This is a genomic window from Methylobacterium sp. J-026, assembly GCF_022829585.1.
In the GTDB taxonomy this organism is placed as follows: Bacteria; Pseudomonadota; Alphaproteobacteria; order Rhizobiales; family Beijerinckiaceae; genus Methylobacterium.
In genome coordinates this window covers 1-23256 of record NZ_JAKSYC010000065.1, presented here as the reverse complement: position 1 = coordinate 23256, position 23256 = coordinate 1, and the positions used below count along the sequence as shown (strand labels likewise).

Here is a 23256-nt window from a genome sequence, read left to right as displayed (position 1 = left end):
CGTGATCGAAACCGGTTTGAAAATACCGCCTGCCGGTCTAGATGGGGTTGGAGAACGTCTTGAGGGCGCACGGATGACCGAGTGGCGCGGTGAGAGGGAGGCCCGGGACGCCCGCCTTCAGGCGGGTCGTGCCCATGCCGACGGCAAGGTCGTGCCGGCCGCCGCCGTCGTCCAACTCCTGGAAGCGATCCTGCGGCCGGGGGACCGGGTCTGCCTCGAGGGCGATAATCAGAAGCAGGCCGATTGTCTCGCCCGGGGGCTGAGTGCCTGCGACCCGGACAGGATTCACGATCTGCACATGGTGCAGTCGGGCATCGTGCTTCCGGAGCATCTCGACGTGTTCGAGACTGGGATCGCCAAGCGGCTCGACTACTCGTATTCCGGCCCGCAGGGTGGGCGCATCGCCAAGATGCTCTACGGCGGGCAGATCGAGCTCGGGGCGGTCCACACCTATCTCGAACTGTTCGCCCGCTACTTCATCGACCTCACGCCCAACGTGGCGCTGATCGCCGGCGTCTCGGCCGACCGGGACGGCAATCTCTATACGGGCCCGAACACCGAGGACACGCCCACCGTCGTCGAGGCGACCGCCTTCAAGAACGGCGTCGTGGTCGCGCAGGTGAACGAGATCGTGGAGAAGGTCCCGCGGGTCGACATCCCGGGCGACCGGATCGACTTCGTTGTCGAGGCCGACACACCGTTCTACGTCGAGCCGCTGTTCACCCGCGACCCGGCCGCCATGACGGAGACGCAGATCCTGATCGCCATGATGGCGATCAAGGGAATCTATGCGGAATACGGCATCCGCCGGCTCAACCATGGGATCGGGTTCGGGACGGCGGCCATCGAGCTGCTGTTGCCGACCTACGGCGAGAAGCTCGGCCTCAAGGGCAAGATCGCCACCCACTGGGCGCTCAATCCGCACCCGACCCTGATCCCGGCGATCGAGTCGGGCTGGGTCAGCCAAGTCCACTGCTTCGGCTCGGAAGTCGGTATGGACCGCTACATCCGCGCGCGGCCGGACATCTTCTTCACCGGCCCCGACGGCTCCCTGCGATCGAACCGGGCCTTCTGCCAGACGGCCGGGCTCTACGCCTGCGACATGTTCATCGGCGCGACCCTCCAGATCGACCTGATGGGCCATTCCTCCACGGTGACCCAGTCGCGGGTCGCCGGATTCGGCGGCGCGCCCAACATGGGGTCCGACCCGCACGGACGCCGCCATCCCTCCGATCCTTGGATGAAGGCGGGGCGCGAGGGCCAGATCGTGGGCGATCCGGCCCTGATGCGCGGGCGCAAGCTGGTGGTCCAGCTGGTCGAGACGTTTGGGGAGAAGCTGGTTCCGACCTTCGTAGAGAAGCTCGACGCCCTGGAACTCGCCAGGAAGATCGGTCTCGAACTCGCGCCGGTGATGATCTACGGCGACGACGTCACCCACATCGTCACGGAAGAGGGCATCGCCAACCTCCTGCTCTGCCGGGACGCCGACGAGCGCGAGCAGGCGATCCGCGGGGTCGCGGGCTACACGGAGGTCGGCCGCGGCCGCGATCGAACAAAGGTCGAGGCTTTGCGTGCCCGGGGCATCATCCGCCGCCCCGAGGATCTCGGCATCGAACCCCTCGACGCCGACCGGGCGCTGCTCGCCGCGAAGTCAATCAAGGACTTGGTGCATTGGTCGGGCGGGCTCTACGAGCCTCCGGCGAAGTTCCGGAACTGGTAGATTGCATTGCGAAATTTCCCCTCCCCCTTGTGGGGAGGGGCCAGGGATGGGGGGTGCAGAAGGCACCGCAGCAACTCATCTCGCACCACCCCCACCTCCTCCCCACGGGGTGGGGAGAGGCGCCTTTCAAGGAACCGTCGGATGGAATCCCTGACCTTCCGCCACAGCACGAAGAGACCGCTGCCCGGCGCGGTGCCGAGCGCGATCACCGGCGTGGTTGCCTCCGGCAACCTGGAGATCCTGCTGGAGCGCGTGCTGCCGCCGGATGCCTGCGAGATCGCCATCGCGACGCCCATCGCCGGCTACGGCGACGTCTGGGAGGCGGTGGTGGCGGATTTCGTCGCGCGGGCCCAGCCCGGCGGGATCCGCATCAGCATCAACGATGGCGGCGCCCGCCCCGACACCGTGTTCCTGCGCCTGCTCCAGGGCGCCCGGCTGATGGAGGCCTGACCATGGCTGTCGACCGCGCGGCGAGCACCGATCCGGACGCCCTGAGCTGGTACGAGGCCACCGCCCGCCAGCGCGTGGTCGCGCTCGCCGATCCGGGAAGCGTCCGCGAGTTCCTGCCGCCCACCGAGCGGCGGATGAGCCCGCACCTGCCGCTGTTCGACCTGCCCCGCGCCTTCGACGACGGCATCGTGGTCGCCCGCGCCACCCTCGACGGCGACCCGGTCCTGATCGCCGCCCAGGAGGGCCGGTTCATGGGCGGCGCCTTCGGCGAGGTCCACGGCGCCAAGCTGGTCGGCCTGCTGCGCGCAGCCCTCGACCTGAAGCCCCGGGCGGTGCTGATCCTGTTCGACACCGGCGGCGTGCGGCTTCAGGAGGCCAATGCCGGCGAGACCGCCATCGCCGAGACGATGCGGGCGATCATCGAGGTCCGCGCGGCGGGCATCCCAGTGATCGGGCTGATCGGCGGCCGGGCCGGCTGCTACGGCGGCGGTGGCCTCATCGCCGGCACCTGTTCACGGCTCGCGGTCTCCGAGGGCGGTCGCATCTCGGTGTCAGGTCCGGAGGTGATCGAGACCAACAAGGGCGCCGAGGAGTTCGATTCCCGCGACCGGGCGCTCGTCTGGCGCACCATGGGCGGCAAGCACCGCCGGCTGACCGGAGGCGCCGACGCCTTCTGCGCCGACACCGTCGCGGCCTTCCGGCGGGCGGCGCTGGACCTGATCGGCCGGGCGCCGGCCTTCGACCTCGCGACCCTGGAGGCCGAGCAGGCCCGGCTCCAGGACCGGATCGCGCGCTTCGGCGATTGCCGCGATGCGACGGAGATCTGGAGCCGGCTCGGCGTCAACGACCCGGAGGCGGTGCCGGCGATGGATACGGACGCCTTCGACCAGATCGTGACCCGGATCAGGGAGGCCGACCATGACGCTCGCTGAGATCCTCGGCTCCCTGTTCCCGGATGGGCATTCCGTCACGGTCGAGGACGGGCTGGTGCGTGGAACCGGGCCCTTCGCCGGGGGGCAGGCCACGGTCGTCGGCATCGACGGCGATACCCCGCTGGGCGTCGACGGGGCGCTCACCCTGTCGCGGGCCGTGCTCGATGCCGTCCGGGCCGGCGACAAGGCGCCGATCCTGGTGGCGGTCGATTCAGACAGCCAGCGCATGAGCCGCCGGGACGAACTTCTTGGGCTGAACGAATGCCTCGCCCACCTCGCCAAAGCGCTGCTGCTGGCGGACCTTTCGGGCCACCCGACCGTCGGGCTGATCTACGGGCACTCGGCGGCGGGCGCCTTCATCGCCACCGCCCTGGCGACGCGGGTGCTGGCCGCGCTGCCCGGGGCGAACCCGAGCGTGATGGACCTGCCGTCGGTGGCCCGGGTGACCAAGCTGCCCCTGGACCGGCTCGAGGAGATGGCGAAATCGACCCCCGTCTTCGCGCCCGGGCTCGACAACATGGTGGCCACCGGCGCCGTCCACGTCGTCCTCGATCCGGACAGGCCCCTGGACGGGCAGATCCGCGACCTCGTCGCCGGGATCCAGCCGGGCGACCTCCGCGACCGCCTCGGCGCGGAGCGCGGCGGCCGTCCGGTGGCGCGCGACGTCGCACGGGCGGTGGTCGATCAGGCCCGCCTTGACTGAGACCGTCTCGGCTAAGGGCCTCCGCCGCCACGACCTCGTCCGGGCCGATCCGGCGGCCTGGGCAGCGTGGCTCGGGACCCGATCCGACCTCGCCGGCCATCCGCATCTCGGCCGCTGGGCCGAGGCGAGCCGCCCGCTGATCGTGCGGCGGCGCCTACCGGGGGAGACGGGCGACGCCGTCCCCCTGGGCGTGCCGATGCCGCCATCCGATGGCAAGCGCCGGATCGGTCTCGCACTGCCCATGGACGCGCTGACGCCGATGACGGCCCCCGGCCTGGCGGACGTTGCCGAGCACGCGCCTGCGGCCTGGGGCCAGACCGTCACCGCGCTGGTCGCGCTTGGGCACCGCCACGGTATCGCTCCGCGCCCGTTCGGTGCGCTGCTCTGGCAGGCCGTCACCGGCCTGACCTACCTGAGCGCGACGTCCGACCTCGATCTGCTCTGGTCCTGTCCGGTGCCGGTGCCGACCGGTCTGCTCGCCGGACTCGACGCCATCGCAAGGGCGGCGCCGATGCGCATCGACGGCGAGATCCTGCTGCCCGACGGAGCCGGCCTGCACTGGCGCGAGTTGCACGATGCCCCCGAAGGCGGGTCGGTGCTGGCCAAGAGCCGCGATCGGGTTTGCCTCAGACCCGTCGGCCCAATGCGCGAACCGCCGACCGCATGACCCTCGCCATCCTCCTGTCCGGCCAGGGCGGCCAGCACCCGGGCATGTTCGACCTGACGGCCGACCACCCTGCGGCGCAGGAAATCTTCGCCGCCGCTACGCCCCTCCTCGGGGGCATCGACCCGCGCGACCTCGTCCGGACCGGCGGCGACGCCCTGCACGGAAACCGGACCGGTCAGATCCTGTGCTGCGTGTCCGCGCTCACCGGCTGGCGGACGCTGGGCACCGCCGCGGCGGGCCGTACCGTCGTGGCGGGCTACAGCATCGGCGATCTCGCGGCCTGGGGCGTCGCCGGGCGGCTCGATGCGGCCGACGTGCTGAGACTCGCGGCCGAGCGGGCGGAGGCCATGGACGCCGTCACGGGAGCCGGTTTCGGGCTGGCGGGGATCCGGGGCCTGGGGCTCGACACGCTGGCCGCCCTCGCGGCCGGGCACGGTTGCCATCTCGCCATCCGCAACGCCGCGGATAGCGGGGTGGTCGGCGGAGCGCGGGACGCCCTCGAAGCGCTCTGCCGGGACGCCAGCCAGCATGGGGCGCAGCGGGCGGTGGTCCTGCCGGTCCATACGCCCTCGCATACGCCCCTGCTGGCGGGGGCGACGGATGCATTCCGGGGCGCTCTCGCCGGGACCACCCCGCACCGCCCGCCCCCCGGCGCGCCGCGGCTCCTGAGCGGGCTCGACGGCGCGGCCGTCTTCCGGGCCGCGGACGGGTTGGACAAGCTGGCGGCGCAGATCTCGCGGACCATCGACTGGGCCGCCTGCCTGGAGGCCTGCCGCGAATACGGCGCCGACCGGGTTCTGGAACTCGGTCCCGGGCACGCCCTCGCCACGATGGCCCGGTCCGCGCTCCCGGCCGCCCGGGTCCACGCGCTGGAGGAATTTCGTTCGCTGACGGGCGTCGGCGATTGGCTGGCGCGTCCCTGACGCCAGCTCGCGGCTTCCCGAACGCGGCGTCAGCGCTTCCACGCCGATCGGGTCCGATGCGCCGGCGGCTTCGGCCGCACCGTCGCCGGCGGCTCATCCGCGTCCTCCGGGAGATCGTCCGCATCCGGGGGCGGCGCGGGCGCCGGTTTCGGCTGCGGCTTGGGGACCGCCCGCACGAGCGGGCGTGGCGGGGGATCCGGCATCGAGATCGGCGGCTCGATCGCCGCGAGCAGCGGCATCGGCGGCGGCTCCTTCTTCGGGCGCCCCCGCGGCTTCTTCTCGGGCTCCGGCTTCGGGTCGAAGGCGTGGGCCAGGACCTTCCGCATCAACCCCGGCAGCGGCTCATCGTCGAGGGCGGCGCGCGGCGTGAACCGCATCCCGGCCGGAATCGGTGTCGAGAGTGCCACCCGGGCCGAGAACACGGTCAGTTCCAGGGGGAAATGCGTGAAGCCGTGGCGCACGAGGCCCGGCAGGCGCCGCCAGCGGGCGTCGAGGGGGGCGTCCAGCAGGGCGGCGGCCACGTCGTAATCCGGATCCCAGGCGCTGCCCGGCGGTTCGGCCATGTTGCCGAGCAGACCCTCCGGCGCCCGCGTCCGCAGCAGAACCGCCTCGTCGCCGCTGCGGATCGCCACGAAGGCGGCACCGCGGCGCAACGCCCCCTTGGCGACCCGGATCTTGTGCGGGAACGTCTCCTGGGTGCCCTGGGCCCGGGCGTGGCAGGGCCGCATCCAGGGGCAGAGGGCGCAGGCGGGGCGCTTGGGTGTGCAGATCGTCGCCCCGAGATCCATGAGCGCCTGGGCGAAGTCGCCGGGCCTGTCCGGCGGGACCAGGGCCTGCGTCAGCCGGCGGATCTCCGGTCGGCTCCCCGGCAGCGGCGCCTCGATCGCGTAGGCCCGGCTCAGCACCCGCTCGACATTGCCGTCGACGGCGGCCTCGGGACGCCCGAAGGCGATCGCGGCGATCGCCCCGGCGGTGTAGGCGCCGATCCCCGGAAGCCGGCGCAGGCCCTCGGCGGTATCGGGAAAGCGCCCCTCGGCGGCCGCCACCGCCTTCGCACAGGCGTGGAGATTGCGGGCGCGGGAATAGTAGCCGAGCCCGGCCCAGGCTGACATGACCGCCTCCTCGGGGGCGGCCGCGAGGGCGAAGACGTCGGGGAAGCGCGTGAGGAAGCGCTCGAAATACGGCCGCACGGCCGCGATCGTGGTCTGCTGCAGCATCACTTCGGACAGCCAGACCCGATAGGGGTCGGGCATTGTGCCCGCCAGCGCGCGCCAGGGCAGGACCCGGCGGTGCCGGTCATACCAGGCGAGCAGGTCGGCGGCGCTGGGTCCGGGTTCCGTTTCTGTGCGGGCTGGCATGGGCAGGTCGAGAGGGACCGCGCTGCATAGCCGGAGGGGCGCGGCGATCATAGGGCGGCGACGGCGCGGCCGCATGCTCCCTTCGTCAACCATCCTGCTGTACTGTTTCCGGATCCACAGGGGCGGAGCCGAAACCACCATGGCGCGCGTCAAACCGCTGGCCGAGCTGATCGAGGGTTGCATCGGCCCGGCCTTCGCCGCGCAGGGCTTCGCGTCGACCGACATCCTGGCCGCCTGGCCGGAGATCGTCGGCGAGCGGCTCGCCCGCTACTGCCGGCCGTCCAAGCTCGAATGGCCCAAGCGCCGCCGCACGGGCTCCGAGGCGCCGGATTCCGGCACGTTGGTGGTACGCGTCGAGGGTGTCTTCGCCATCGAACTCCAGCACCTGGCCCCGGTGGTGATCCAGCGCATCAACGCGCATTACGGCTGGGCCTGCGTGTCGCGGATCGTGCTGCAGCAGGACCGGGTCGGCCGCGGCGGCCGGACGGCGCCGCGTGCCCACGTCGATCCGGCCCGGGCCGTCGAGGTGCAGAAGGCGGTGGCGGGCATCGCCGACGACAAGCTGCGCGCCGCCCTCGACCGCCTCGGCACCGCGGCCGTGGCCACGCGTCCGGAGCGGTGATCGGAGCGAATCGGTCACCTTGCCAGGACGGTCGCGCCCGGTTACCCGCATCGGGACGCCAAGATTGATCATTCCGGCGGAGCCAGCCCGATGACGACGCGACGCGACGCTCTGAAGTTCTCCGGCCTCGCCCTCGGCGCCGGCCTCGCCCTGCCCTCTCTCTCCCGCGGCGCCCTGGCACAGAATGCCGAGACGGCCGCGCTGCTTCAGCCGGGTCCCCTCGGCGATGTCTGGCTCGGCCCGCCGGACGCCAAATGTACGATCATCGAATACGCCTCGATGACCTGCTCGCACTGCGCCGCCTTCCACCGCACCACCTGGCCGGTGCTGAAGGAACGCTACATCGACACCGGCAAGGTGCGCTTCACGCTCCGCGAGTTCCCCCTCGATCCGCTCGCCACCGCGGCCTTCATGCTGGCGCGGTGCGAGGGTGAGGCGAAGTACTACCCGATCACCGATCTGCTGTTCGATCAGCAGGCGGGCTGGGCCTTCACGCCGAAGCCGGTGGATGCGCTGGAGCAGATGCTCCGCCAGGCCGGCTACAGCAAGCAGACCTTCGAGGCCTGCCTGAAGGACCAGAAGGTCTACGCCGCGGTCAATGCCGTGAAGCAGCGCGGGCTCGACGTGTTCAAGGTCGACTCGACACCGACCTTCTTCATCAACGGCGAGCGCTACACCGGCGAGATGACGGTCGAGGGCATGGAGAAGGTGATCAAGCCGATCCTGGGGGCCTGATCGTTCGGTCGACCTCGCCGGAAGCGCTGTACCGACGGGATCGCCGGGACTGGAATACCAGTTAAAATTCAATGGCTTATGGTGAATGGGCTTCGCCTTGACACCCAAGGTAGGCGAAACTATGGTGCGGCCCGCTTGCTGGGGGCGTCCAGCCGGCCCCGGATCCTCCCGCCCTGTGAGTTTTAAGCCGTGAACGGCGACGACGCACGGGATGGGAACGGGACCGAGGGGACGCCGACGGACAGCGACCTCTCCGCGAGGCTCAGACGTCTCGAGACGCAGATCGAACGGAAGCGGCCGCAGGCCACTGCCGATCCTTCCACGCGACCTCGGAACGGCGGATCGTCCTCGCTGGGCCAGGCCATGACGCTCTCGACCGAGTTCGTCGCCGGCGTGATCGCGGGGGGCATACTCGGCTGGATCGTCGATCATGTCTTCGGGACCAAACCCTGGGGCATGATCGTCCTTCTGATGCTTGGGTTCGTCGCGGGGGTCTACAACGTGATGCGGGTGTCGGGTTTCGCCGGCGCGCGTCCTGGGCGACGCGACCGGCAGGAGCCATAAGGCGCGCCGGTCTGAGGAAATGTGAGGCGGCCGACTGCGTCGGCGCGCCGGACAAGAGGGGTGGGAGCGGGAATGGCGGTCACGATCGACCCGATCGAGCAGTTCGAGCTGAAGCCACTCGTGTCGCTCGGCCATATCGGCCATCAGCAGCTCGCGTTCACGCAATCCGCCCTGTACATGTTCGCCGCCGTCGGCGTCATCGCGCTGATCACGATCGTGGCGACCGCCTCGCGCTCGATCGTTCCGGGCCGGATGCAGTCGCTGGCCGAGGTATTCTACGAATTCATCGCCGACACGCTCCACCAGGCGACCGGCGACGGCGGCAAGCGCTTCATGCCGCTCGTATTCTCGCTGTTCATGTTCGTTCTCATCCTGAACCTGTTCGGGATGATCCCCTACGCCTTCGCGGTCACAAGCCACCTGATCATCACCTTCGGCCTCGCCGCCCTGGTGATTAGCACCGTGGTGATCTTCGGCGTGATGAAGCACGGCACCCACTTCTTCGGCCTGTTCGTGCCGTCGGGCGTGCCGAAGCCGCTGTTGGCGATCCTGGTGCCGATCGAAATCATCTCGTTCATCTCGCGTCCGATCAGCCTGTCGGTGCGTCTGTTCGCCAACATGCTGGCCGGCCACATCGCGATGAAGATCTTCGCGTTCTTCGTGGTCCAGCTTCTTCTCGCGGGCGCCTGGAGCGTGCTATCGCCGCTTCCGCTGTTCCTGACGATCGCGCTGACCGCTCTCGAGTTCCTCGTTGCGGCGCTTCAGGCCTACGTCTTCGCGACGCTGACGGCGATCTACCTCAACGATGCCCTTCACCCCGGCCACTAGACCCTAGACCCGGCCGCTCCACCCGCCGCGAACGTCACCGCACGTTTCGATCTGAAGAGACCTCAGGAGTTACCATGGATCCCGTCGCTGCGAAGTACATCGGCGCCGGCCTCGCCTGCCTTGGCATGGCGGGTGCGGGCATCGGCCTCGGCAACCTGTTCGGTCAGTTCCTCGCCGGCGCCCTTCGCAACCCGTCCGCGGCCGACGGCCAGCGCGCCACCCTGCTCCTGGGCTTCGCCCTCACCGAGGCGCTCGGCATCTTCTCGCTGCTGATCGCGCTGCTGCTGCTCTTCGCCGTCTGATCGGCGCGCCGGAGGCCGCGGTTGACCGCGACCTCCGGCCGGTGAACGGGTGGACGCTCTCAATGGGTGTCCGCCCTGGTCCGTCACCGCCCCGGCGGTGGCCTCAGCGAACGGTGTCAGTGTAGCGGTCTCATGGCGCAGCCCAATCCCCTCACCACGCCGCCTCCGGGCAACGACACGCAGATCGTGCCGGGCCACGTCGAGCACACGGAGGCGCATACCGGCGCCTTTCCGCCCTTCGAGACCTCCGGCTATCTGGCGCAGCTGATCTGGCTCGCCCTGGCCTTCGGCCTCCTCTACTACCTGATGGACAAGGTCGCGCTGCCGCGGATCCAGTCGATCCTGCACGCCCGTGCCCAGCGCCTGCGTGCCGATCTGGATCAGGCCCAGGCGATGAAGACCGAGGCGGATGCCGCCGGCGTGGCCTTCGAGACGGCTCTCCGGGATGCCCAGGGCAAGGCCCGTGACATCGCGCAGACCACCCGCAACACGCTGGCTGCCGAGGCCGAGACCAAGCGCAAGGCGTTGGAGCAGGAGCTCAACGGGAAGATCGCCGCCGCCGAGACGACGATCCGCGCCCGGACCGAGTCCGCGATGGGCAACGTCCGTTCCATCGCGGGGGAGGCCGCGACGGCGATCGTCGAGCGCCTGACGGGTCAGGCCCCGGACCGGGCCAGCCTCGACCGCGCCCTCGACGCCACCGCACACTAGACGGAACCCCCCGATGCTGCTCGAAGCCGAATTCTGGGTCGCCGTCGCATTCGTGATCTTCGTGGGCATCGCCTGGAAGGTCGGCGGCTTCACCGCGATGACCAAGGGCCTGGACGGCCGCGCCAACCGCGTCCGTCACGAGCTCGACGAGGCCAAGCGCCTGCGCGAGGAGGCGGCCGCCGTGTTGGCCGACTACATGCGCCGCCGCGCCGAGGCCGAGAAGGAGGCCGAGTCGATCGTCGCCAGCGCCCGCGAGGAGGCCGAGCGCGCCGCCGAGGAGGGTCACCGCAAGCTCGACGACTTCCTGGCCCGGCGCACGAAGGCCGCCGAGACCAAGATCGCCCAAGCCGAGGCGCAGGCCGAGGCCCAGGTTCGCGCCGCTGCGGCGGAAGCCGCCGTGAAGGTATCGGAGACGATCCTGCGGGAGCGGATGCAGGGCGAGGCCGCGCAGGGCTTGATCCGCGCGAGCCTCGGCGAGGTCCGGACTCGTCTGCGGTCCTGATCCAGTCCCGGCAACGCGTTTTCGAGAAGCCGCCTCCGGGCGGCTTTTTCATTTTACGACCACCGATCTCTTTGCGATCGTGAGCGAACCAATCCCCGGGGCGCCGCGTGTACCGGGACGTGGAGCGCTTCGTCGGGTCGCCCCGCTGCGCGCACGATGAGGAACGACGCCGCTTGGCGCGAACATCGGCGACGGTGACCGCGTTCCCGACCCGTGTGAACGCGGAGACATCATGACGGATCGGGCGCGGATCGTGATCATCGGTGGCGGCGTCGCCGGCATCGAGGTTGCCACCAGCCTCGGGCGGGGCGGCCACGCAGACGTGACCTTGGCCGACCGCAGCCTGTCCCACGTTTGGAAGCCGATGCTGCACACCTTCGCGGCCGGGACGGCCCGGGTCGACCGGCAGAAGGTGGATTTCTTCGCCCAGGCCCGCCGCAACGGCTTCCGCTTTCAGCCCGGGGCCCTGGTCGGCATCGACCTGCGGTCGCGGCGCGCACGCTTGGCCGTCGAGGCTGCGGACGGGCACCCGCAGGTCGATCTTGCCTACGACCTGCTCGTCCTTGCCATCGGCAGCCGTGCCAACGATTTCGGTACGCCGGGGGTGGCCGAGCACTGCCTGACCATCGACGATCTGACCGAGGCCGAGCAGTTCCACACCCAACTGCGGCGTCATTTGCTGGCGCGGCTCGATCGCGGCGGGATGCTGGGGATCGCCATCGTGGGCGGGGGCGCCACCGGGGTCGAGCTGGCCGCCGAGCTGAAGCACGCCATCAACCTGCTCTCGGCCTACGGCTCGCCGGATCTTCCGGAGCGCCTGCGCCTGACACTGATCGAGAGTGGCCCGCGCCTGCTGCCCGCGTTTCCCGAGGCGGTCTCGCGGGCGGCCGCCCGCACCCTTTCGGATCTCGGCGTCGCGGTGCAGACGAACGCGATGGTCACGGGGGCGGATGCCGCCGGCTTCTCGTTGAAGGACGGGTCCCACATCCCGGCGGGGCTGAAAGTCTGGGCGGCGGGTGTGAAGGCGCCGGACGTGCTCGCCAGCCTCGATGGTCTGGACCGCTCGCGGACCGGGCAACTCATCGTCGGCCCCGACCTGCGTACGACCCGCGATCCAGCCATCATCGCGCTGGGTGACTGCGCGAGCCTCAGCGACCCGCGCTCCGGCAAGCCTGTCCCGGCGACCGCTCAGGCTGCGCGGCAGATGGCCCAGCATCTCGCCCGCCATCTCGGCCGCGCGCTGGCCCGCAGTGACGCGGTCGCGGCGGAGCTTCCGCCGTTCCACTACGTCGAGAAGGGCGCCATCGTCTCGCTGGCCGATTTCAACGGGTGGGGTACGCTGGGCCGCTACACGTTCGGCGGCGGTCGCCTGAACGGGCTCTCCGCGCGGCTGACCCACGACCTGCTGTATCGCCAGCACCAGATCGGCCTCTACGGGCCGCTGCGCGGGACCCTGACATGGCTCCTCGATGATCTCGACCGCCTGATCAGCCCAACCGTCCGCCTCGACTGAGCCGGGCCGCCCACGTCAAGCGTCAGTCAGGACGCTCGCCCTCGACCGCCTTCGTCTCCTCGACCTCCGGCGCCACCTGCCCGTAATTGAGCACCGCCACCAGGGTCGCCCCTCCGAAGGCGTTGCCCAACAGGGTCGGCAGGAAGAATTTCATCCCGTAATCGCCCATGGAGGCCGCACCGGTGACGACGAGATAGAAGGCCTCCACGGAGCCGGCGACGATGTGCGCCAGGCTGCAGAGCGCCACGAGCCAGGTCATCAGCAGGATCACGAAGGGCGCCGCGCTGCCGGTGGCCGGGAGGAACCAGACCATCAGGGCAACCATCCAGCCGGCGAAGATCGCCTTCACGAAGGTCGCCCAGAAGTCGTGCGCGATGGCGTCGTGGCTGATCTCGGCGAAGGCCTTGAGCACCGGCGGCTCGAACGCGCCGGAATGGGCGATGACTGTTGCGATAGCCAGCGTGCCGAGGATATTGCCGGATAGGACGATCAGCCAGAGCCGCACCACCCGTTGGGCCGTCTTCACCGATCGGTCGTGCAGCAGCGGAAGAATCGGCGTGATGGTGTTCTCGGTGAAGAGCTGCTGCCGGCCCAGGACGACGACAAGGAATCCGACCGCGTAGCCCATCGAGCTGACGATCTTCGCCCAGTCGGTGTCCGGCAGGTGGCTGCGCAGCACGCCCGGCACGATCAGCGACAGGGCGATGCTGAGGCCGGCTGAGAAGGCGGACAGGAACAGCGCGAGACCCTGCCGCCGCAATTCCTCGTCGCCTTCGAGGCGGATCACCTCGTGCAAGACGTAGGCATCCGGCCGTCCGATCTCGGAGACTTCCTTGAGCAATTCGTCCCGGCGGGCCGCCTGATCGGCCCGCTTGTTCTTGTCCCGCACCATCCGCTCAGCCTCGCTACGCTACTCGATCCGATCGGAGGCCCGACTTTCGTTCAGGCCGACAGCCGCGCCAGCAGGGCCTCAACCGCGCCCCGCGCCTCGGCGAGCGCGTCCGGATCCCGGCTGCGCACCACGATCCGGTTGCGGAACCCCTCCGGCGTCATGGCCGGATACGACCCGATGGCGACCGTGGGGCGCGCCTTGGCGATGGCACCGAGTTCGCCCGCGTAGCTGCCCTCGGGCAGGCCGGCCGCCTCGATCGTCTCGGAGATCATCGCGGTCCCGCCCGTCAGGGTCGGGGCGACCGCGTCGAGCATGGCCTGCATGATGCCCGGCACGCCCGCCATCACGTGGACATTGCCGATGCGGAAGCCCGGCGCCTTGGAAACCGGGTTGGCGATCAGATCGGCGCCGAACGGGATCCGCGCCATGCGCAGGCGCGCTTCGTTCAGATCCTCCAGTTTGTGCCGCTCCAGCAGCATGGCCCGGGCACGTTCGTCGATGTCGATCCCGACGCCGAAGGCCTCGGCCACGCAATTGGCGGTGATGTCGTCATGGGTCGGCCCGATCCCGCCGGTGGTGAACAGGTAGGTGTAACGGCTTCGGAGCGCGTTCACCGCCTCGACGATCATGGCGGCCTCGTCGGGCACGATCCGCACCTCGCGCAGGTCGATGCCGGCGGCGGTGAGGAAATCGGCGATGGTGCCGATATTTTTGTCCTTGGTGCGACCCGAGAGAATCTCGTCGCCGATGACGAGGATCGCGGCGGTGACGGAATCGGAAGGCTGGGTCATGGAACTCTGGTGTCGGGCGGGTCTCGCAGGCAGATAGCGCAACGGCCGCCTGAGACTACGCAAACCCCGAGGATCCGATGCAGTTCGCCGCGCCGCTCCTGCCGGGACGGCTCGTCCAGCGCTACAAACGCTTCCTGGCCGATATCGAGACCGACGAGGGGCTCGTCACCGCGCATTGCCCGAACCCGGGCGCGATGCTCGGTCTCAACACGCCCGGCGCGCGCGTGCTGCTCTCTCGCTCGGGCAATCCGGCGCGGAAGCTGCCGCTGACCTGGGAACTCGTGGAGGCCGACCTGCCGGGCGGGCGGCAATGGGTCGGCCTCAACACGTTGCGCCCGAACGCCCTCGTCGCCGAGGCCTTCCGGTCGGGCGCCATCGCGGCCCTCGAAGGTCACGACACGCTCAGGCCGGAGGTTCGCTACGCCCAGGCGAGCCGGGTCGACTTCCTGGCGAGCGGCGCGGCGGGCGGTCCGTGCCACGTGGAGGTGAAGAACTGCCACCTGATGCGCCGAGCGGGGCTCGCGGAGTTCCCCGACTGTAAGGCCGCCCGCAGCGCACGGCACATGCGGGACCTCGCCCAGGTGGTGACGGAGGGGGGCCGAGCCCTCGTCGTGATCGTGGTCCAGATGCAGGCGGAGGCGTTCGACGTCGCCCGCGACATCGATCCGGTGTTCGATCGCGCTTTCCGCGATGCGCGGGCGGCTGGCGTGGCTGTCCGCGCCTATCGCTGCGCCGTCGGGCCGAAGGGCGTGACGATCGCCGACGAGATCCCGGTCATCACGCCGCCCTGACGCCGTTCGTCGCTCGCGCGGCGGGAATGTGCTAGCGTCTATGTCTGACCGCCGTGGATCCGACGCAGCCCGATGGCAGACTCTGCGCAGTTGGCATACCGTTTCCTGGACGTGGCCGCTTTCCGCGCCTTCCTCGAGACGCGCCCGCTTCACGAGCGCTGGGAGCTTATCGACGGTGATCCGGTGCAATCACCCGCCCCGAGGATTGCGCACCAGCGGATCGCAAGCAATTTCGAGCGGCATCTGAATGCCGTGCTCCGGCACATTCGGCCCGAATGGCGGGCCGACCGCGAGATCGGCATTGAGGTGTCGGACACAGCGACTTACCGGCCTGAACCCGAGGTCACGGTCATCGACGCCCGCACCGACACGGAGCGCAGCTTCGCGGATCGCTTCTACCTCGTGATGGAGGTGCCCTCGGGCAGTGATCGTGGCAGGATCCTGGCGAATAAGATTACCTTCTATCGGGCTCATCCGCACAACCGTTTCATCGTGGTTGCGGATCAGGACAAGATGGCCGTGACGGTTCACGAGCGAGTCGATGCGTCGGCGTGGGCGGTCCGCACCCTCTCGACCGCCGACGAGACCATCCTGCTTGGGGATCTCGGCCCGATCTGCCGCGTGGTCGAAATCTACGCCGATACGCATCTAGACCCGCAGCGATGGCCTTAACGCCAGGATCGCAGCTCTTCGGACCGCGTGAGCGGGATCTTATAGTGTCCTACCGCCCGCGCGTTCGAACATCAGGTTCAGCCGCGACCGCGCGATCTCGCGGTAGCCGTAGCCCTTCAGGTGCTGCGGCAGGTCGAGCTGCCACTGCCCGGTGCCGTTCTCGATCAGCAGGATGCGCGGCAGCAGCGGCTCCGGGGCCTCGCGCAGGAATGGCTCCAGGATCAGATCCTCGGCACCCTCCACGTCGAGCTTGACGGCGTCCACCCGCGACAGCCCCTCTCTGCGCAGGAGGTCGAGGAGCGTCACCGCCGGCACGGTGATCCGGGCGCCCTCGTTCGTGCCGACGATGCGCAGGCTCGACTCACCGCGGTTCCTCGGATCGATGAACAGGGTCAACTCGCCGGCCTTGTCGGCGACCGCGCACGCGACCGCCTTGACGGTGTGGAACGGATTCTGGGCGATGTTGTAGGTCAGGCGGTCGAACACGTCGGGCTGCGGCTCGACGGCGACGATCCGCGCGGCCGGCCCGGAGAACGCGGCCACGCACAGGGCATAGGCGCCGATATTGGCGCCGATATCGAGGAACACGCAATCCTTCGGTAGACGCTCCTGCAGGAGCGCACGCTCCTCGGGATCGAAGAATTGCGGCGTGAACAGCACCTTCTTCTCGCAATTGTTGTTGTACGGGTGCAGCCGCATCCGTGCGCCGTAGCGGGTCACATCGAGGGGTTTGCCGCCGAGGCGCGCGATCGCGATGCGGCGGAGGAACAGCGCGAGGCGCCGCCCATACCAGGATTGGGCCGGGATCCGGTTCGTCCGGCGGGTGATCGCCGCTACGAGGCCGGCCGGTTCGTAGGTGCCGTAAGGCTGCGTGTCCATCATGACCGGGGCGGTTTGCCAGCCGGCGTCCTGCCCGGCAAGCGGCGCGATCCGCGTTGCCCCGGCGTGGCCGCGTGGTCTAAGCCGTGGCCGAGCTTGAGGAGCACGGGTTGCGCGGCATGGAATCCTTCAATTCCGACGGCGTGCGGATCGCCTATATCGACGTTCCGCCGACTCAGGGGGCCGGGCAGCCGATCCTTCTGATCCACGGCTTCGCATCGAACCACGCGGTCAACTGGGTCAACACGCAGTGGGTGAAGTCCCTGACCCAGGCCGGCTACCGGGCGATCGCCCTGGACAATCGCGGTCACGGCGAGAGCGAGAAGCTCTACGACTCGGCCGCCTACAGCTCGGAGGCGATGGCGGGCGACGCGGTGCGGCTGCTCGACCATCTCGGCATCGCACGCGCCCACGTGATGGGCTACTCGATGGGTGGCCGGATCACCGCCCATATCGCCCTGGACCACGCGGACCGGGTCCGCTCGGCGCTGATCGGCGGGCTCGGGATGCACCTCGTCGAGGGCAAGGGGCTGCCCTCCGGCATCGCCGAGGCGCTCGAGGCCCCCGCCGGGACGCCGGCTCCGAACCCGACAGCCGCGGCCTTCCGCATCTTCGCCGAACAGACCCGGAGCGACCTGCGGGCCTTGGCCGCCTGCATGCGCGGCTCGCGCCAGACGCTCAGCCGGGCGGAACTCGCGCAGATCGAGGTACCGGTGCTGGTCTCGGTCGGGACCCTCGATACCGTTGCGGGCTCCGGCCCGGCTCTGGCTGCGCTGATGCCGGACGCGCGGGCGCTCGAGATCGAGGGCAAGGACCACTCCGCCGCGGTCGGCGCCAAGCCGCACCGGGACGGTGTGCTGGCTTTCCTGGCGGCGCAGCCCTAACGGTTCAGCTCTTCAGCCGGTAGCCGGTGCGGAAGATGTAGGCGACGAGCCCGAGGCAGATGACCAGGAACAACGCGGTCATGCCCAGGCTGATCGCGATGCTGACATCCCCCTTGCCGAAGAAGGCCCAGCGGAAGCCGCTGATCAGGTAGACCACCGGATTGAGCAGGCTCACCGCGTGCCAGAACGGCGGCAGCATGCCGATGGCGTAGAAGCTCCCGCCCAGGAAGGTCAGCGGCGTCACCACGAGGAGCGGAACCAGCTGCAGCTTCTCGAACCCATCCGCCCAGAGGCCGATCACGAAGCCGAACAGGCTGAACGTCACCGCGGTGAGCAGCAGGAAGCCGATCATCCAGAGGGGATGGTCGATCCGCAGCGGCACGAACAAGGCCGAAGTCGCCAGGATGATCAGACCGATCAGGATCGACTTGGACGCCGCCGCGCCGACGAAGCCGAGCACCACCTCCAGCGGCGAGATCGGCGCCGACAGGATCTCGTAGATCGTCCCGGCGAAGCGCGGAAAGTAGATGCCGAACGAGGCGTTCGCGATGCTCTGGGTCAGCAGCGAGAGCATGATCAGCCCGGGCACGATGAACAGCCCGTAGGGAACGCCGTCGACCGCCGAGACCCGGGAGCCAATCGCGGCGCCGAAGACAACGAAATACAGGGTGGTGGAGATGACCGGAGCGAGGATGCTCTGCCCGGCGGTGCGCCAGAACCGGCCCATCTCGAACCGGTAGATGGCACGGACCGCCGGCCAATTCATGCTGTGCGATCCGTTCATGCCGGGGCTCCTTCCTCGCGCACGAGGCCGACGAAGATATCCTCCAGCGAACTCTGCTCGGTATGCAGGTCGTTGAAGCGGATGCCCGCTGCGGCGAGCCCGGTGAGCAGACCGGTGATCCCCGTCCGCCCAGCCCGGGTGTCGTAGGTGTAGACCAGTTCGCGGCCATCGCCGGACAGCGCCAGCCCGTGATCGGCGAGTTCCGGTGGGACCGTCTCGATCGGCTGCTGGAGGTGCAGGGTGAGGCGCTTGCGCCCGAGCTTCTGCATCAGCGCGGCCTTCTCCTCCACCAGGATGATCTCACCCCGGCGGATCACCCCGATACGGTCGGCCATCTCCTCGGCTTCCTCGATGTAGTGGGTGGTGAGGATGACGGTGACGCCCTGCTGGCGCAGGTCGCGCACGAGGCCCCACATGTCCTGGCGTAGCTCGACATCGACGCCCGCCGTAGGCTCGTCGAGGAACAGGATCCGGGGCTCGTGCGACAGGGCCTTGGCGATCAGCACCCGGCGCTTCATCCCGCCGGACAAGGTCATCAGGCGGCTGTCGCGCTTGTCCCACAGGGACAAGGCCCGCAGGATCCGCTCGATATGGCCCGGGTCGGGTCGCATCCCGAACAGGCCGCGGGAGAAGCTCACCGTGTTCAGCACCGTCTCGAACGCGTCGGTGGTCAATTCCTGCGGCACGAGCCCGATCGCCCGGCGCGCGGCGCGGTAGTCACCCGCGATGTCGTGACCATCGATCAGCACCGTGCCGGAACTCGGCGTGACGATGCCGCAGACGATATTGATCAGGGTCGATTTGCCGGCGCCGTTCGGGCCGAGGAGCGCGAAGATCTCCCCCCGCTCGATGGCGAGGTCGATGTCGCGCAGAGCCTTGAACCCCGACGTGTAGGTCTTTGACAGCTTCGAAATGGAGATGATTGGCATCAGGGCCTGAGCGGAACGGGGGGCAGTCCAGCGCCGGCGGCCTTGCCGCGGCTTCGAGCCGGCTCTGAGAGGTCGGCGCTATAGCACGCCGCGTCCCCGTCCCGGACCGTTCCTGTGTGCGCCGGCGCACGGCCGAGCGCGCGGGGCGTCAGCGCTCGCTGAAACCCTCGACCATCAAAAGGCACTTCGCGCGCCGATCCGGATCGTCGATTCGGGAGAAGGCGGCCAACAGCGCTGCGCATTCCGTCGCGGCCGGTCCGTTGCGCAGCGCATCGCCGGCGTTCCTGAGGCGAAAGGTCGAGACGGGGATCTGCAAGGCCTCAGCGATCTGGGCCAGCAGCCGCGCCCGCTCGTCAGTGGACGAAGCGGCGCCCATCTGATCGCATCCCCCTGCTTCCGTCATGATGGCTTCAACACCGACCCTCGACCGGGCGCTCGCGCCGACGCCCGGCGCGACCATTCACAAAATTCCCGCCGGTGCAACCTACCGTTATGTTTCTGCCGGGTCGCAAACTGCGCATCGCGCTCGGAATGTCATGTCTAGGCGATCCGGTTCGTTCCGTCGGTGACCGTCGAACAAGTATTACAACATGACGAATGCGTATTCACCGATTTGTTCTGCAATCGAGCGGATCGTGCTGTATCTAAGCTGATCGCCGAAGCGTGATGAGCGCGACGAGGCCGACGAGGGTGGCGGCTCCGAGGAATCTACGCCACGGATTGACGCCGCGCAGGAGTTCGTCGAGCGCCCACCACGCCAGGGCGAGGTCCGCGCCGAACGAGAGCCACGGCGCCAGGGACGGATTCGCCTGCGCCCACCACGCCGCCAGGGAGAACCCGCCGAACAGCCAGAGCGGCAGGTTCGGCCATTGCGCGACCGTGATCGCCCCGGTGCTTCGGTTCCTGAACACCCAGTCGACCGTCCTCGCGAGGGCGCCGCTCCGTCGCTCGTCCATGATCGAGGCCTTTCTGAGCGCATGCGCCGGTGCTCTGCCACACCGGCAAGCCGTCCCTCCGGCCTTAAGCCGGTTGAGCCGAAGCGCCGCGCTTCTTAACCAAGAACTAACCTTACCGAATGGAAAGCGTCCGTAAATCCCTAACAGAAGCTGAAAGGACTCGCGGAAATTCCGTTAATGAGTTGGTAATGCGATGGCCGGGCGGCGATGCAGCCGCCGATCGGAGAGGATCGACCATGAGCGCCCGTCTCGAAGATCTGAAATTCATGCTGACGCTCAGCGTCGTCGTGCTGTTCGGCAGCGGCCTCGACATCATCCTGCGCTGACCGGCACGGGGATGTCGGTGCGGAATTGCTGGATCGCCCGCCCAAGGGCCGAGCGGGCCGCCGTCTCGGGGGCGGGAACGCCGTCACGGCGTTTCGACGTGTAGGGAATGGCAATGACGCGCGTACCGGAGTCGGTCTGGCGGTACGAGCCGGCCGTGTCGAAGGCCGATGACGCGCTCTGACCCGACCGCAGGAAGCTTCGCAATTCGGCGGCCTTGGCCCGCCGTTCCGCCCGCATCGTGACGAGGGCGATCGCGAGCCCGATCAAGCCCGCCGCCTCCAACACGGCCGCGATCACGTAGCCCGAAGCCATTCGATTTCACCGAGCGCGTGGGGAAGAGACCGCTCCCGTGGCGGCACGTTCCGGTCTGCGCCGCTATGGTTAGTGGGGGCTTAACGGCTACGTAGATCGCCGCAGTTTGCGGCCGGCTCGTACCCGCGGCGTGGCACGGCTTCGCGTTGTGTTCCGTCGCGCGGTCACGGTATCGTCCGCGCGCTCAGGCTTCACGAACGCGGATGTCCGTCGGAAGCATGAGACCCGCGCCCCCGCCTCATCGTAGAGATTCTGTCGCCCTCGACCGGCAGTGTCGACCGGATCCGCCAGCGCGACGAGTACAAACGGCATCCGCCTGGTCGAGGCGCGGTTCGCAAGCGTATTGCTGTACCGGCGGATCGAAGCCGATCCGGCAGCAGAACCCTACGAATCGACCAGAGACATCATCGACCTCCCCGAGATCAGCGCCCGGCTGGCCCTTGCCGATATCTACGACGCTATCGCCTTCGAGCCGGCACGCGCGATCCCCTGATGCATCGTCCCGAACGTTTGCTGCAGGCGTTCGGAATAATGCGATGCGCTCGGGTGGGCCTACCACATGTCGAGGGCGACGCGGGCCTCGTCCGACATGCGGCTCTGATCCCACGGCGGGTCGAACACCATGGTGACCGCGCAGGACTGGACACCCGGCACGGCGCTCACGGCGTTCTCAACCCATCCGGGCATCTCGCCCGCCACCGGGCAGCCGGGTGCGGTCAGCGTCATATCGATGGCGACCTTCCGGTCGTCGCCGATATCGACCTTGTAGATCAGACCGAGTTCGTAGATGTCCGCCGGGATTTCGGGATCGTAGACGCTCTTCAGCGCGGCCACGATGTCATCGGTCAGGCGGTCCATCTCCGCCGGCGGGATCGCGGAAGCGCCCGCGACGTCCGGGGCGTTCATGCCGCCCGTGATGGTGGCGTCGGTGCTCATCGTTTCACTCTCCCCGGGCCCACACGGTCGCAACCCGCCTTATCGCAGATCGTCATCTGAACAACATCTCTGCTTTGCCGAGCGCCTCGACAAGTGTGTCGATCTCGGCGGTGGTGTTGTAGAGGCCGAACGAGGCGCGGCAGGTCGAGGTGACGCCGAAGCGCGTCAGCAACGGCATCGCGCAATGCGTTCCGGCCCTCACCGCGACGCCCTGCCGGTCGATCACCGTGGCGATATCGTGGGCATGCGCGCCCTTCATCTCGAAGGCGATCACACCGCCCTTGCCGGCGGCGGTACCGATCAGGCGCACAGAATTCATCGCCCCGAGCCGCTCCTGTGCGTAGGCGGTGAGCTTGGCCTCGTGCGCCGCGATGGCGTCACGCCCGATGGTCATCATGTATTCCAGCGCCGCCCCGAGGCCGACCGCCTCGATGATCGCCGGCGTCCCGGCCTCGAACTTGTGCGGCGGGTCGTTGTAGGTGACCGAATCCGCGCTCACCGTCCGGATCATCTCGCCGCCGCCCTGGTAGGGCGGCAGGCGCTCCAGCCACTCTTTCTTGCCGTAGAGCACGCCGATCCCGGTCGGACCGTAGACCTTGTGGCCGGTGAACACGAAGAAGTCGCAGTCGAGCGCCTGCACATCGACGGGCTGGTGCACCGCGCTCTGCGCCCCGTCCAGGAGGACCGGTACGCCGTGGGCATGGGCGATGCGCACGATCTCGGCGGCCGGCGTCACGGTGCCGAGCACGTTCGACATGTGGGTGATCGCCACCATCTTGGTGCGGGGTGAGAACAGCTTCTCGTATTCCTCGACCAGGAAGTTGCCCTCATCGTCCACCGGCGCCCACTTGATCACGGCGCCGCGGCGTTCGCGCAGGAAGTGCCAGGGCACGATGTTGGAGTGGTGCTCCATGATCGAGAGGATGATCTCGTCCCCCTCCCCGATCAGGCCGCCCCAGCCCATGGACGAGGCCACGAGGTTGTAGGCCTCTGTGGCGTTGCGGGTGAAGATGATCTCGTCCGTGGACGCCGCGTTGAGGAATTGCCGCGTGGTCTCGCGGGCGCCCTCGAACCCTTCGGTGGCGGCGTTGGCCATGTAGTGCAGGCCGCGATGGACGTTGGCGTAGCCGGTCTCCATGCAGGAAACCATCGCATCGATCACGGCCTTCGGCTTCTGCGCCGAGGCGGCGTTATCGAGATACACGAGCGGTTTGCCGTAGACCTGCTGCGCCAGGATCGGGAAATCCTTCCGGACCGCCGCGACATCGTAGGTGGGGGTGAGGACGTGTGCGTTCATCGGGTCACGCTCGCGGATCTCCCTCCCCCTCTGTGGGGGAGGGTGGCCCTCGCGTCAGCGAGGGTCGGGAGAGGGGAGCCCGGCCGCCGGAAAGATCTGCGCGTGCGAAGGGCATCGCCCCATCCTGCACCGTCGCTCACCTCTCCCGCCTCACTCCGTTCGGCACCCTCCCCCGCAAAGGGGGGAGGGTCGAGTGTAGTCAGCCCCGCGCTTTCAGCCAGGCCTCGATCTCGCCGATCAGCGCCGCGCGGGCGCCCTCGTGCGTGACCGCCTCCA

The 23256-nt window shown here is 69.0% G+C and carries 29 protein-coding genes; 18 read left to right on the top strand and 11 right to left on the bottom strand.

Annotated features, from left to right (window positions below):
• The first annotated feature begins 73 nt into the window (after positions 1 to 73).
• The 6 genes from mdcA (at position 74) to MKK69_RS05410 (ending at position 5395) form a co-directional block, all read left to right on the top strand.
• Complete coding sequence (mdcA, locus tag MKK69_RS05435) at positions 74 to 1720, top strand: malonate decarboxylase subunit alpha (RefSeq protein WP_243966689.1); 1647 nt, start codon at positions 74 to 76, stop codon at positions 1718 to 1720.
• A 141-nt stretch (positions 1721 to 1861) separates the two neighbouring features.
• On the top strand, positions 1862 to 2170 hold the full coding sequence (mdcC, locus tag MKK69_RS05430; RefSeq protein WP_243966688.1) for a malonate decarboxylase acyl carrier protein: 309 nt from the start codon (positions 1862 to 1864) through the stop codon (positions 2168 to 2170).
• A gap of 2 nt (positions 2171 to 2172) precedes the next feature.
• On the top strand, positions 2173 to 3102 hold the full coding sequence (locus MKK69_RS05425; protein WP_243966687.1) for a biotin-independent malonate decarboxylase subunit beta: 930 nt from the start codon (positions 2173 to 2175) through the stop codon (positions 3100 to 3102).
• Positions 3089 to 3805 carry a biotin-independent malonate decarboxylase subunit gamma gene (gene mdcE, locus MKK69_RS05420; RefSeq protein ID WP_243966686.1) on the top strand — a complete coding sequence of 239 codons (717 nt, stop codon included), beginning with the start codon at positions 3089 to 3091 and terminating at the stop codon, positions 3803 to 3805. Before MKK69_RS05425 ends, mdcE begins: the two co-directional genes overlap by 14 nt.
• Positions 3798 to 4472 carry a malonate decarboxylase holo-[acyl-carrier-protein] synthase gene (gene mdcG / locus MKK69_RS05415; protein ID WP_243966685.1) on the top strand — a complete coding sequence of 225 codons (675 nt, stop codon included), beginning with the start codon at positions 3798 to 3800 and terminating at the stop codon, positions 4470 to 4472. The genes mdcE and mdcG overlap by 8 nt, the downstream gene beginning before the upstream one ends.
• On the top strand, positions 4469 to 5395 hold the full coding sequence (locus MKK69_RS05410; protein WP_243966684.1) for an acyltransferase domain-containing protein: 927 nt from the start codon (positions 4469 to 4471) through the stop codon (positions 5393 to 5395). Before mdcG ends, MKK69_RS05410 begins: the two co-directional genes overlap by 4 nt.
• A 29-nt stretch (positions 5396 to 5424) precedes the next feature.
• On the opposite strand, the gene mutY is transcribed toward MKK69_RS05410, so the two are convergent.
• Complete coding sequence (gene mutY / locus MKK69_RS05405; RefSeq protein WP_243966683.1) at positions 5425 to 6753, bottom strand: A/G-specific adenine glycosylase; 1329 nt, start codon at positions 6751 to 6753, stop codon at positions 5425 to 5427.
• A gap of 139 nt (positions 6754 to 6892) precedes the next feature.
• Here mutY and MKK69_RS05400 point away from each other — a divergent pair, with 139 nt between their 5' ends.
• The 8 genes from MKK69_RS05400 to MKK69_RS05365 all read left to right on the top strand — a co-directional run bounded on the left by MKK69_RS05400 (position 6893) and on the right by MKK69_RS05365 (position 12530).
• Complete coding sequence (locus tag MKK69_RS05400; protein ID WP_243966682.1) at positions 6893 to 7375, top strand: DUF721 domain-containing protein; 483 nt, start codon at positions 6893 to 6895, stop codon at positions 7373 to 7375.
• A 90-nt stretch (positions 7376 to 7465) separates the two neighbouring features.
• A complete protein-coding gene (locus MKK69_RS05395; RefSeq protein WP_243966681.1) occupies positions 7466 to 8110 on the top strand; it encodes a DsbA family protein in 645 nt (214 codons plus the stop codon).
• A 189-nt stretch (positions 8111 to 8299) separates the two neighbouring features.
• On the top strand, positions 8300 to 8674 hold the full coding sequence (locus MKK69_RS05390) for an AtpZ/AtpI family protein (RefSeq protein WP_243966680.1): 375 nt from the start codon (positions 8300 to 8302) through the stop codon (positions 8672 to 8674).
• Positions 8675 to 8746: 72 nt separating this feature from the next.
• The gene (locus MKK69_RS05385; RefSeq protein ID WP_243966679.1) at positions 8747 to 9502 is read left to right on the top strand and encodes a F0F1 ATP synthase subunit A; all 756 of its coding nucleotides are present in this window, start codon (positions 8747 to 8749) and stop codon (positions 9500 to 9502) included.
• 74 nt (positions 9503 to 9576) lie between these two features.
• Positions 9577 to 9804, top strand: a complete 228-nt coding sequence (locus MKK69_RS05380; protein WP_007566773.1) for a F0F1 ATP synthase subunit C — start codon at positions 9577 to 9579, stop codon at positions 9802 to 9804.
• A 132-nt stretch (positions 9805 to 9936) separates the two neighbouring features.
• A complete protein-coding gene (locus MKK69_RS05375; protein ID WP_243966677.1) occupies positions 9937 to 10515 on the top strand; it encodes a F0F1 ATP synthase subunit B' in 579 nt (192 codons plus the stop codon).
• Between the two features lie 16 nt (positions 10516 to 10531).
• Complete coding sequence (locus MKK69_RS05370; protein WP_243966830.1) at positions 10532 to 11017, top strand: ATP F0F1 synthase subunit B; 486 nt, start codon at positions 10532 to 10534, stop codon at positions 11015 to 11017.
• 232 nt (positions 11018 to 11249) lie between these two features.
• Positions 11250 to 12530 (top strand): NAD(P)/FAD-dependent oxidoreductase, encoded by a 1281-nt coding sequence (locus MKK69_RS05365; RefSeq protein WP_243966676.1) that lies wholly within the window; start codon positions 11250 to 11252, stop codon positions 12528 to 12530.
• Positions 12531 to 12552: 22 nt separating this feature from the next.
• On the opposite strand, the gene MKK69_RS05360 is transcribed toward MKK69_RS05365, so the two are convergent.
• A complete protein-coding gene (locus MKK69_RS05360; RefSeq protein ID WP_243966675.1) occupies positions 12553 to 13422 on the bottom strand; it encodes a formate/nitrite transporter family protein in 870 nt (289 codons plus the stop codon).
• 50 nt (positions 13423 to 13472) lie between these two features.
• Positions 13473 to 14213, bottom strand: a complete 741-nt coding sequence (locus MKK69_RS05355) for a competence/damage-inducible protein A (protein ID WP_243966674.1) — start codon at positions 14211 to 14213, stop codon at positions 13473 to 13475.
• A gap of 77 nt (positions 14214 to 14290) precedes the next feature.
• Between MKK69_RS05355 and sfsA the strand changes: the two genes are divergently transcribed.
• On the top strand, positions 14291 to 15004 hold the full coding sequence (gene sfsA, locus MKK69_RS05350) for a DNA/RNA nuclease SfsA (RefSeq protein WP_243966673.1): 714 nt from the start codon (positions 14291 to 14293) through the stop codon (positions 15002 to 15004).
• Positions 15005 to 15076: 72 nt separating this feature from the next.
• Positions 15077 to 15676 (top strand): Uma2 family endonuclease, encoded by a 600-nt coding sequence (locus tag MKK69_RS05345; protein WP_243966672.1) that lies wholly within the window; start codon positions 15077 to 15079, stop codon positions 15674 to 15676.
• A gap of 39 nt (positions 15677 to 15715) precedes the next feature.
• On the opposite strand, the gene MKK69_RS05340 is transcribed toward MKK69_RS05345, so the two are convergent.
• Positions 15716 to 16558 carry an FkbM family methyltransferase gene (locus tag MKK69_RS05340; RefSeq protein WP_243966671.1) on the bottom strand — a complete coding sequence of 281 codons (843 nt, stop codon included), beginning with the start codon at positions 16556 to 16558 and terminating at the stop codon, positions 15716 to 15718.
• Between the two features lie 116 nt (positions 16559 to 16674).
• On the opposite strand from MKK69_RS05340, the gene MKK69_RS05335 reads away from it, so the two are divergent.
• Positions 16675 to 17439, top strand: a complete 765-nt coding sequence (locus MKK69_RS05335; RefSeq protein WP_243966829.1) for an alpha/beta fold hydrolase — start codon at positions 16675 to 16677, stop codon at positions 17437 to 17439.
• Between the two features lie 4 nt (positions 17440 to 17443).
• Here the strand turns inward: MKK69_RS05335 and MKK69_RS05330 are convergent, their stop codons facing one another.
• From MKK69_RS05330 to MKK69_RS05310, 5 genes are all read right to left on the bottom strand, one after another.
• A complete protein-coding gene (locus MKK69_RS05330; RefSeq protein WP_243966827.1) occupies positions 17444 to 18205 on the bottom strand; it encodes an ABC transporter permease in 762 nt (253 codons plus the stop codon).
• 14 nt (positions 18206 to 18219) lie between these two features.
• Positions 18220 to 19155, bottom strand: coding sequence for an ABC transporter ATP-binding protein (locus tag MKK69_RS05325; RefSeq protein WP_243966826.1), 936 nt, complete (start codon positions 19153 to 19155; stop codon positions 18220 to 18222).
• Between the two features lie 145 nt (positions 19156 to 19300).
• A complete protein-coding gene (locus MKK69_RS05320) occupies positions 19301 to 19612 on the bottom strand; it encodes a hypothetical protein (protein WP_243966670.1) in 312 nt (103 codons plus the stop codon).
• Positions 19613 to 19796: 184 nt separating this feature from the next.
• Positions 19797 to 20108, bottom strand: coding sequence for a hypothetical protein (locus tag MKK69_RS05315; RefSeq protein ID WP_243966668.1), 312 nt, complete (start codon positions 20106 to 20108; stop codon positions 19797 to 19799).
• A 312-nt stretch (positions 20109 to 20420) separates the two neighbouring features.
• Complete coding sequence (locus tag MKK69_RS05310) at positions 20421 to 20747, bottom strand: hypothetical protein (RefSeq protein WP_243966667.1); 327 nt, start codon at positions 20745 to 20747, stop codon at positions 20421 to 20423.
• A 271-nt stretch (positions 20748 to 21018) separates the two neighbouring features.
• On the opposite strand from MKK69_RS05310, the gene MKK69_RS05305 reads away from it, so the two are divergent.
• Positions 21019 to 21240, top strand: coding sequence for a hypothetical protein (locus tag MKK69_RS05305; protein ID WP_243966666.1), 222 nt, complete (start codon positions 21019 to 21021; stop codon positions 21238 to 21240).
• 59 nt (positions 21241 to 21299) lie between these two features.
• On the opposite strand, the gene MKK69_RS05300 is transcribed toward MKK69_RS05305, so the two are convergent.
• Together MKK69_RS05300 and MKK69_RS05295 are read right to left on the bottom strand one after the other, a co-directional pair.
• Positions 21300 to 21683: an SUF system Fe-S cluster assembly protein gene (locus tag MKK69_RS05300; RefSeq protein WP_243966665.1), complete on the bottom strand. Its 384-nt coding sequence runs from the start codon at positions 21681 to 21683 to the stop codon at positions 21300 to 21302.
• Between the two features lie 52 nt (positions 21684 to 21735).
• Positions 21736 to 22980 (bottom strand): cysteine desulfurase, encoded by a 1245-nt coding sequence (locus MKK69_RS05295; protein ID WP_243966664.1) that lies wholly within the window; start codon positions 22978 to 22980, stop codon positions 21736 to 21738.
• Positions 22981 to 23256 lie beyond the last annotated feature (276 nt).

Bases quoted from the DNA above. Each gene is read 5' to 3' on its own strand.
- MKK69_RS05335 (WP_243966829.1), top strand. From the start codon at position 16,675: ATGGAATCCTTCAATTCCGACGGCGTGCGGATCGCCTATATCGACGTT.
- mutY (WP_243966683.1), bottom strand. From the start codon at position 6,753: ATGCCAGCCCGCACAGAAACGGAACCCGGACCCAGCGCCGCCGACCTG.
- MKK69_RS05375 (WP_243966677.1), top strand. From the start codon at position 9,937: ATGGCGCAGCCCAATCCCCTCACCACGCCGCCTCCGGGCAACGACACG.
- mdcE (WP_243966686.1), top strand. From the start codon at position 3,089: ATGACGCTCGCTGAGATCCTCGGCTCCCTGTTCCCGGATGGGCATTCC.
- MKK69_RS05320 (WP_243966670.1), bottom strand. From the start codon at position 19,612: ATGGTCGCGCCGGGCGTCGGCGCGAGCGCCCGGTCGAGGGTCGGTGTT.
- MKK69_RS05425 (WP_243966687.1), top strand. From the start codon at position 2,173: ATGGCTGTCGACCGCGCGGCGAGCACCGATCCGGACGCCCTGAGCTGG.
- MKK69_RS05410 (WP_243966684.1), top strand. From the start codon at position 4,469: ATGACCCTCGCCATCCTCCTGTCCGGCCAGGGCGGCCAGCACCCGGGC.
- MKK69_RS05365 (WP_243966676.1), top strand. From the start codon at position 11,250: ATGACGGATCGGGCGCGGATCGTGATCATCGGTGGCGGCGTCGCCGGC.
- MKK69_RS05355 (WP_243966674.1), bottom strand. From the start codon at position 14,213: ATGACCCAGCCTTCCGATTCCGTCACCGCCGCGATCCTCGTCATCGGC.
- MKK69_RS05360 (WP_243966675.1), bottom strand. From the start codon at position 13,422: ATGGTGCGGGACAAGAACAAGCGGGCCGATCAGGCGGCCCGCCGGGAC.
- MKK69_RS05330 (WP_243966827.1), bottom strand. From the start codon at position 18,205: ATGAATTGGCCGGCGGTCCGTGCCATCTACCGGTTCGAGATGGGCCGG.
- MKK69_RS05400 (WP_243966682.1), top strand. From the start codon at position 6,893: ATGGCGCGCGTCAAACCGCTGGCCGAGCTGATCGAGGGTTGCATCGGC.
- MKK69_RS05340 (WP_243966671.1), bottom strand. From the start codon at position 16,558: ATGATGGACACGCAGCCTTACGGCACCTACGAACCGGCCGGCCTCGTA.
- MKK69_RS05385 (WP_243966679.1), top strand. From the start codon at position 8,747: ATGGCGGTCACGATCGACCCGATCGAGCAGTTCGAGCTGAAGCCACTC.
- MKK69_RS05380 (WP_007566773.1), top strand. From the start codon at position 9,577: ATGGATCCCGTCGCTGCGAAGTACATCGGCGCCGGCCTCGCCTGCCTT.
- MKK69_RS05295 (WP_243966664.1), bottom strand. From the start codon at position 22,980: ATGAACGCACACGTCCTCACCCCCACCTACGATGTCGCGGCGGTCCGG.
- MKK69_RS05395 (WP_243966681.1), top strand. From the start codon at position 7,466: ATGACGACGCGACGCGACGCTCTGAAGTTCTCCGGCCTCGCCCTCGGC.
- mdcC (WP_243966688.1), top strand. From the start codon at position 1,862: ATGGAATCCCTGACCTTCCGCCACAGCACGAAGAGACCGCTGCCCGGC.
- mdcA (WP_243966689.1), top strand. From the start codon at position 74: ATGACCGAGTGGCGCGGTGAGAGGGAGGCCCGGGACGCCCGCCTTCAG.
- MKK69_RS05315 (WP_243966668.1), bottom strand. From the start codon at position 20,108: ATGGACGAGCGACGGAGCGGCGCCCTCGCGAGGACGGTCGACTGGGTG.
- MKK69_RS05310 (WP_243966667.1), bottom strand. From the start codon at position 20,747: ATGGCTTCGGGCTACGTGATCGCGGCCGTGTTGGAGGCGGCGGGCTTG.
- sfsA (WP_243966673.1), top strand. From the start codon at position 14,291: ATGCAGTTCGCCGCGCCGCTCCTGCCGGGACGGCTCGTCCAGCGCTAC.
- MKK69_RS05345 (WP_243966672.1), top strand. From the start codon at position 15,077: ATGGCAGACTCTGCGCAGTTGGCATACCGTTTCCTGGACGTGGCCGCT.
- MKK69_RS05300 (WP_243966665.1), bottom strand. From the start codon at position 21,683: ATGAGCACCGACGCCACCATCACGGGCGGCATGAACGCCCCGGACGTC.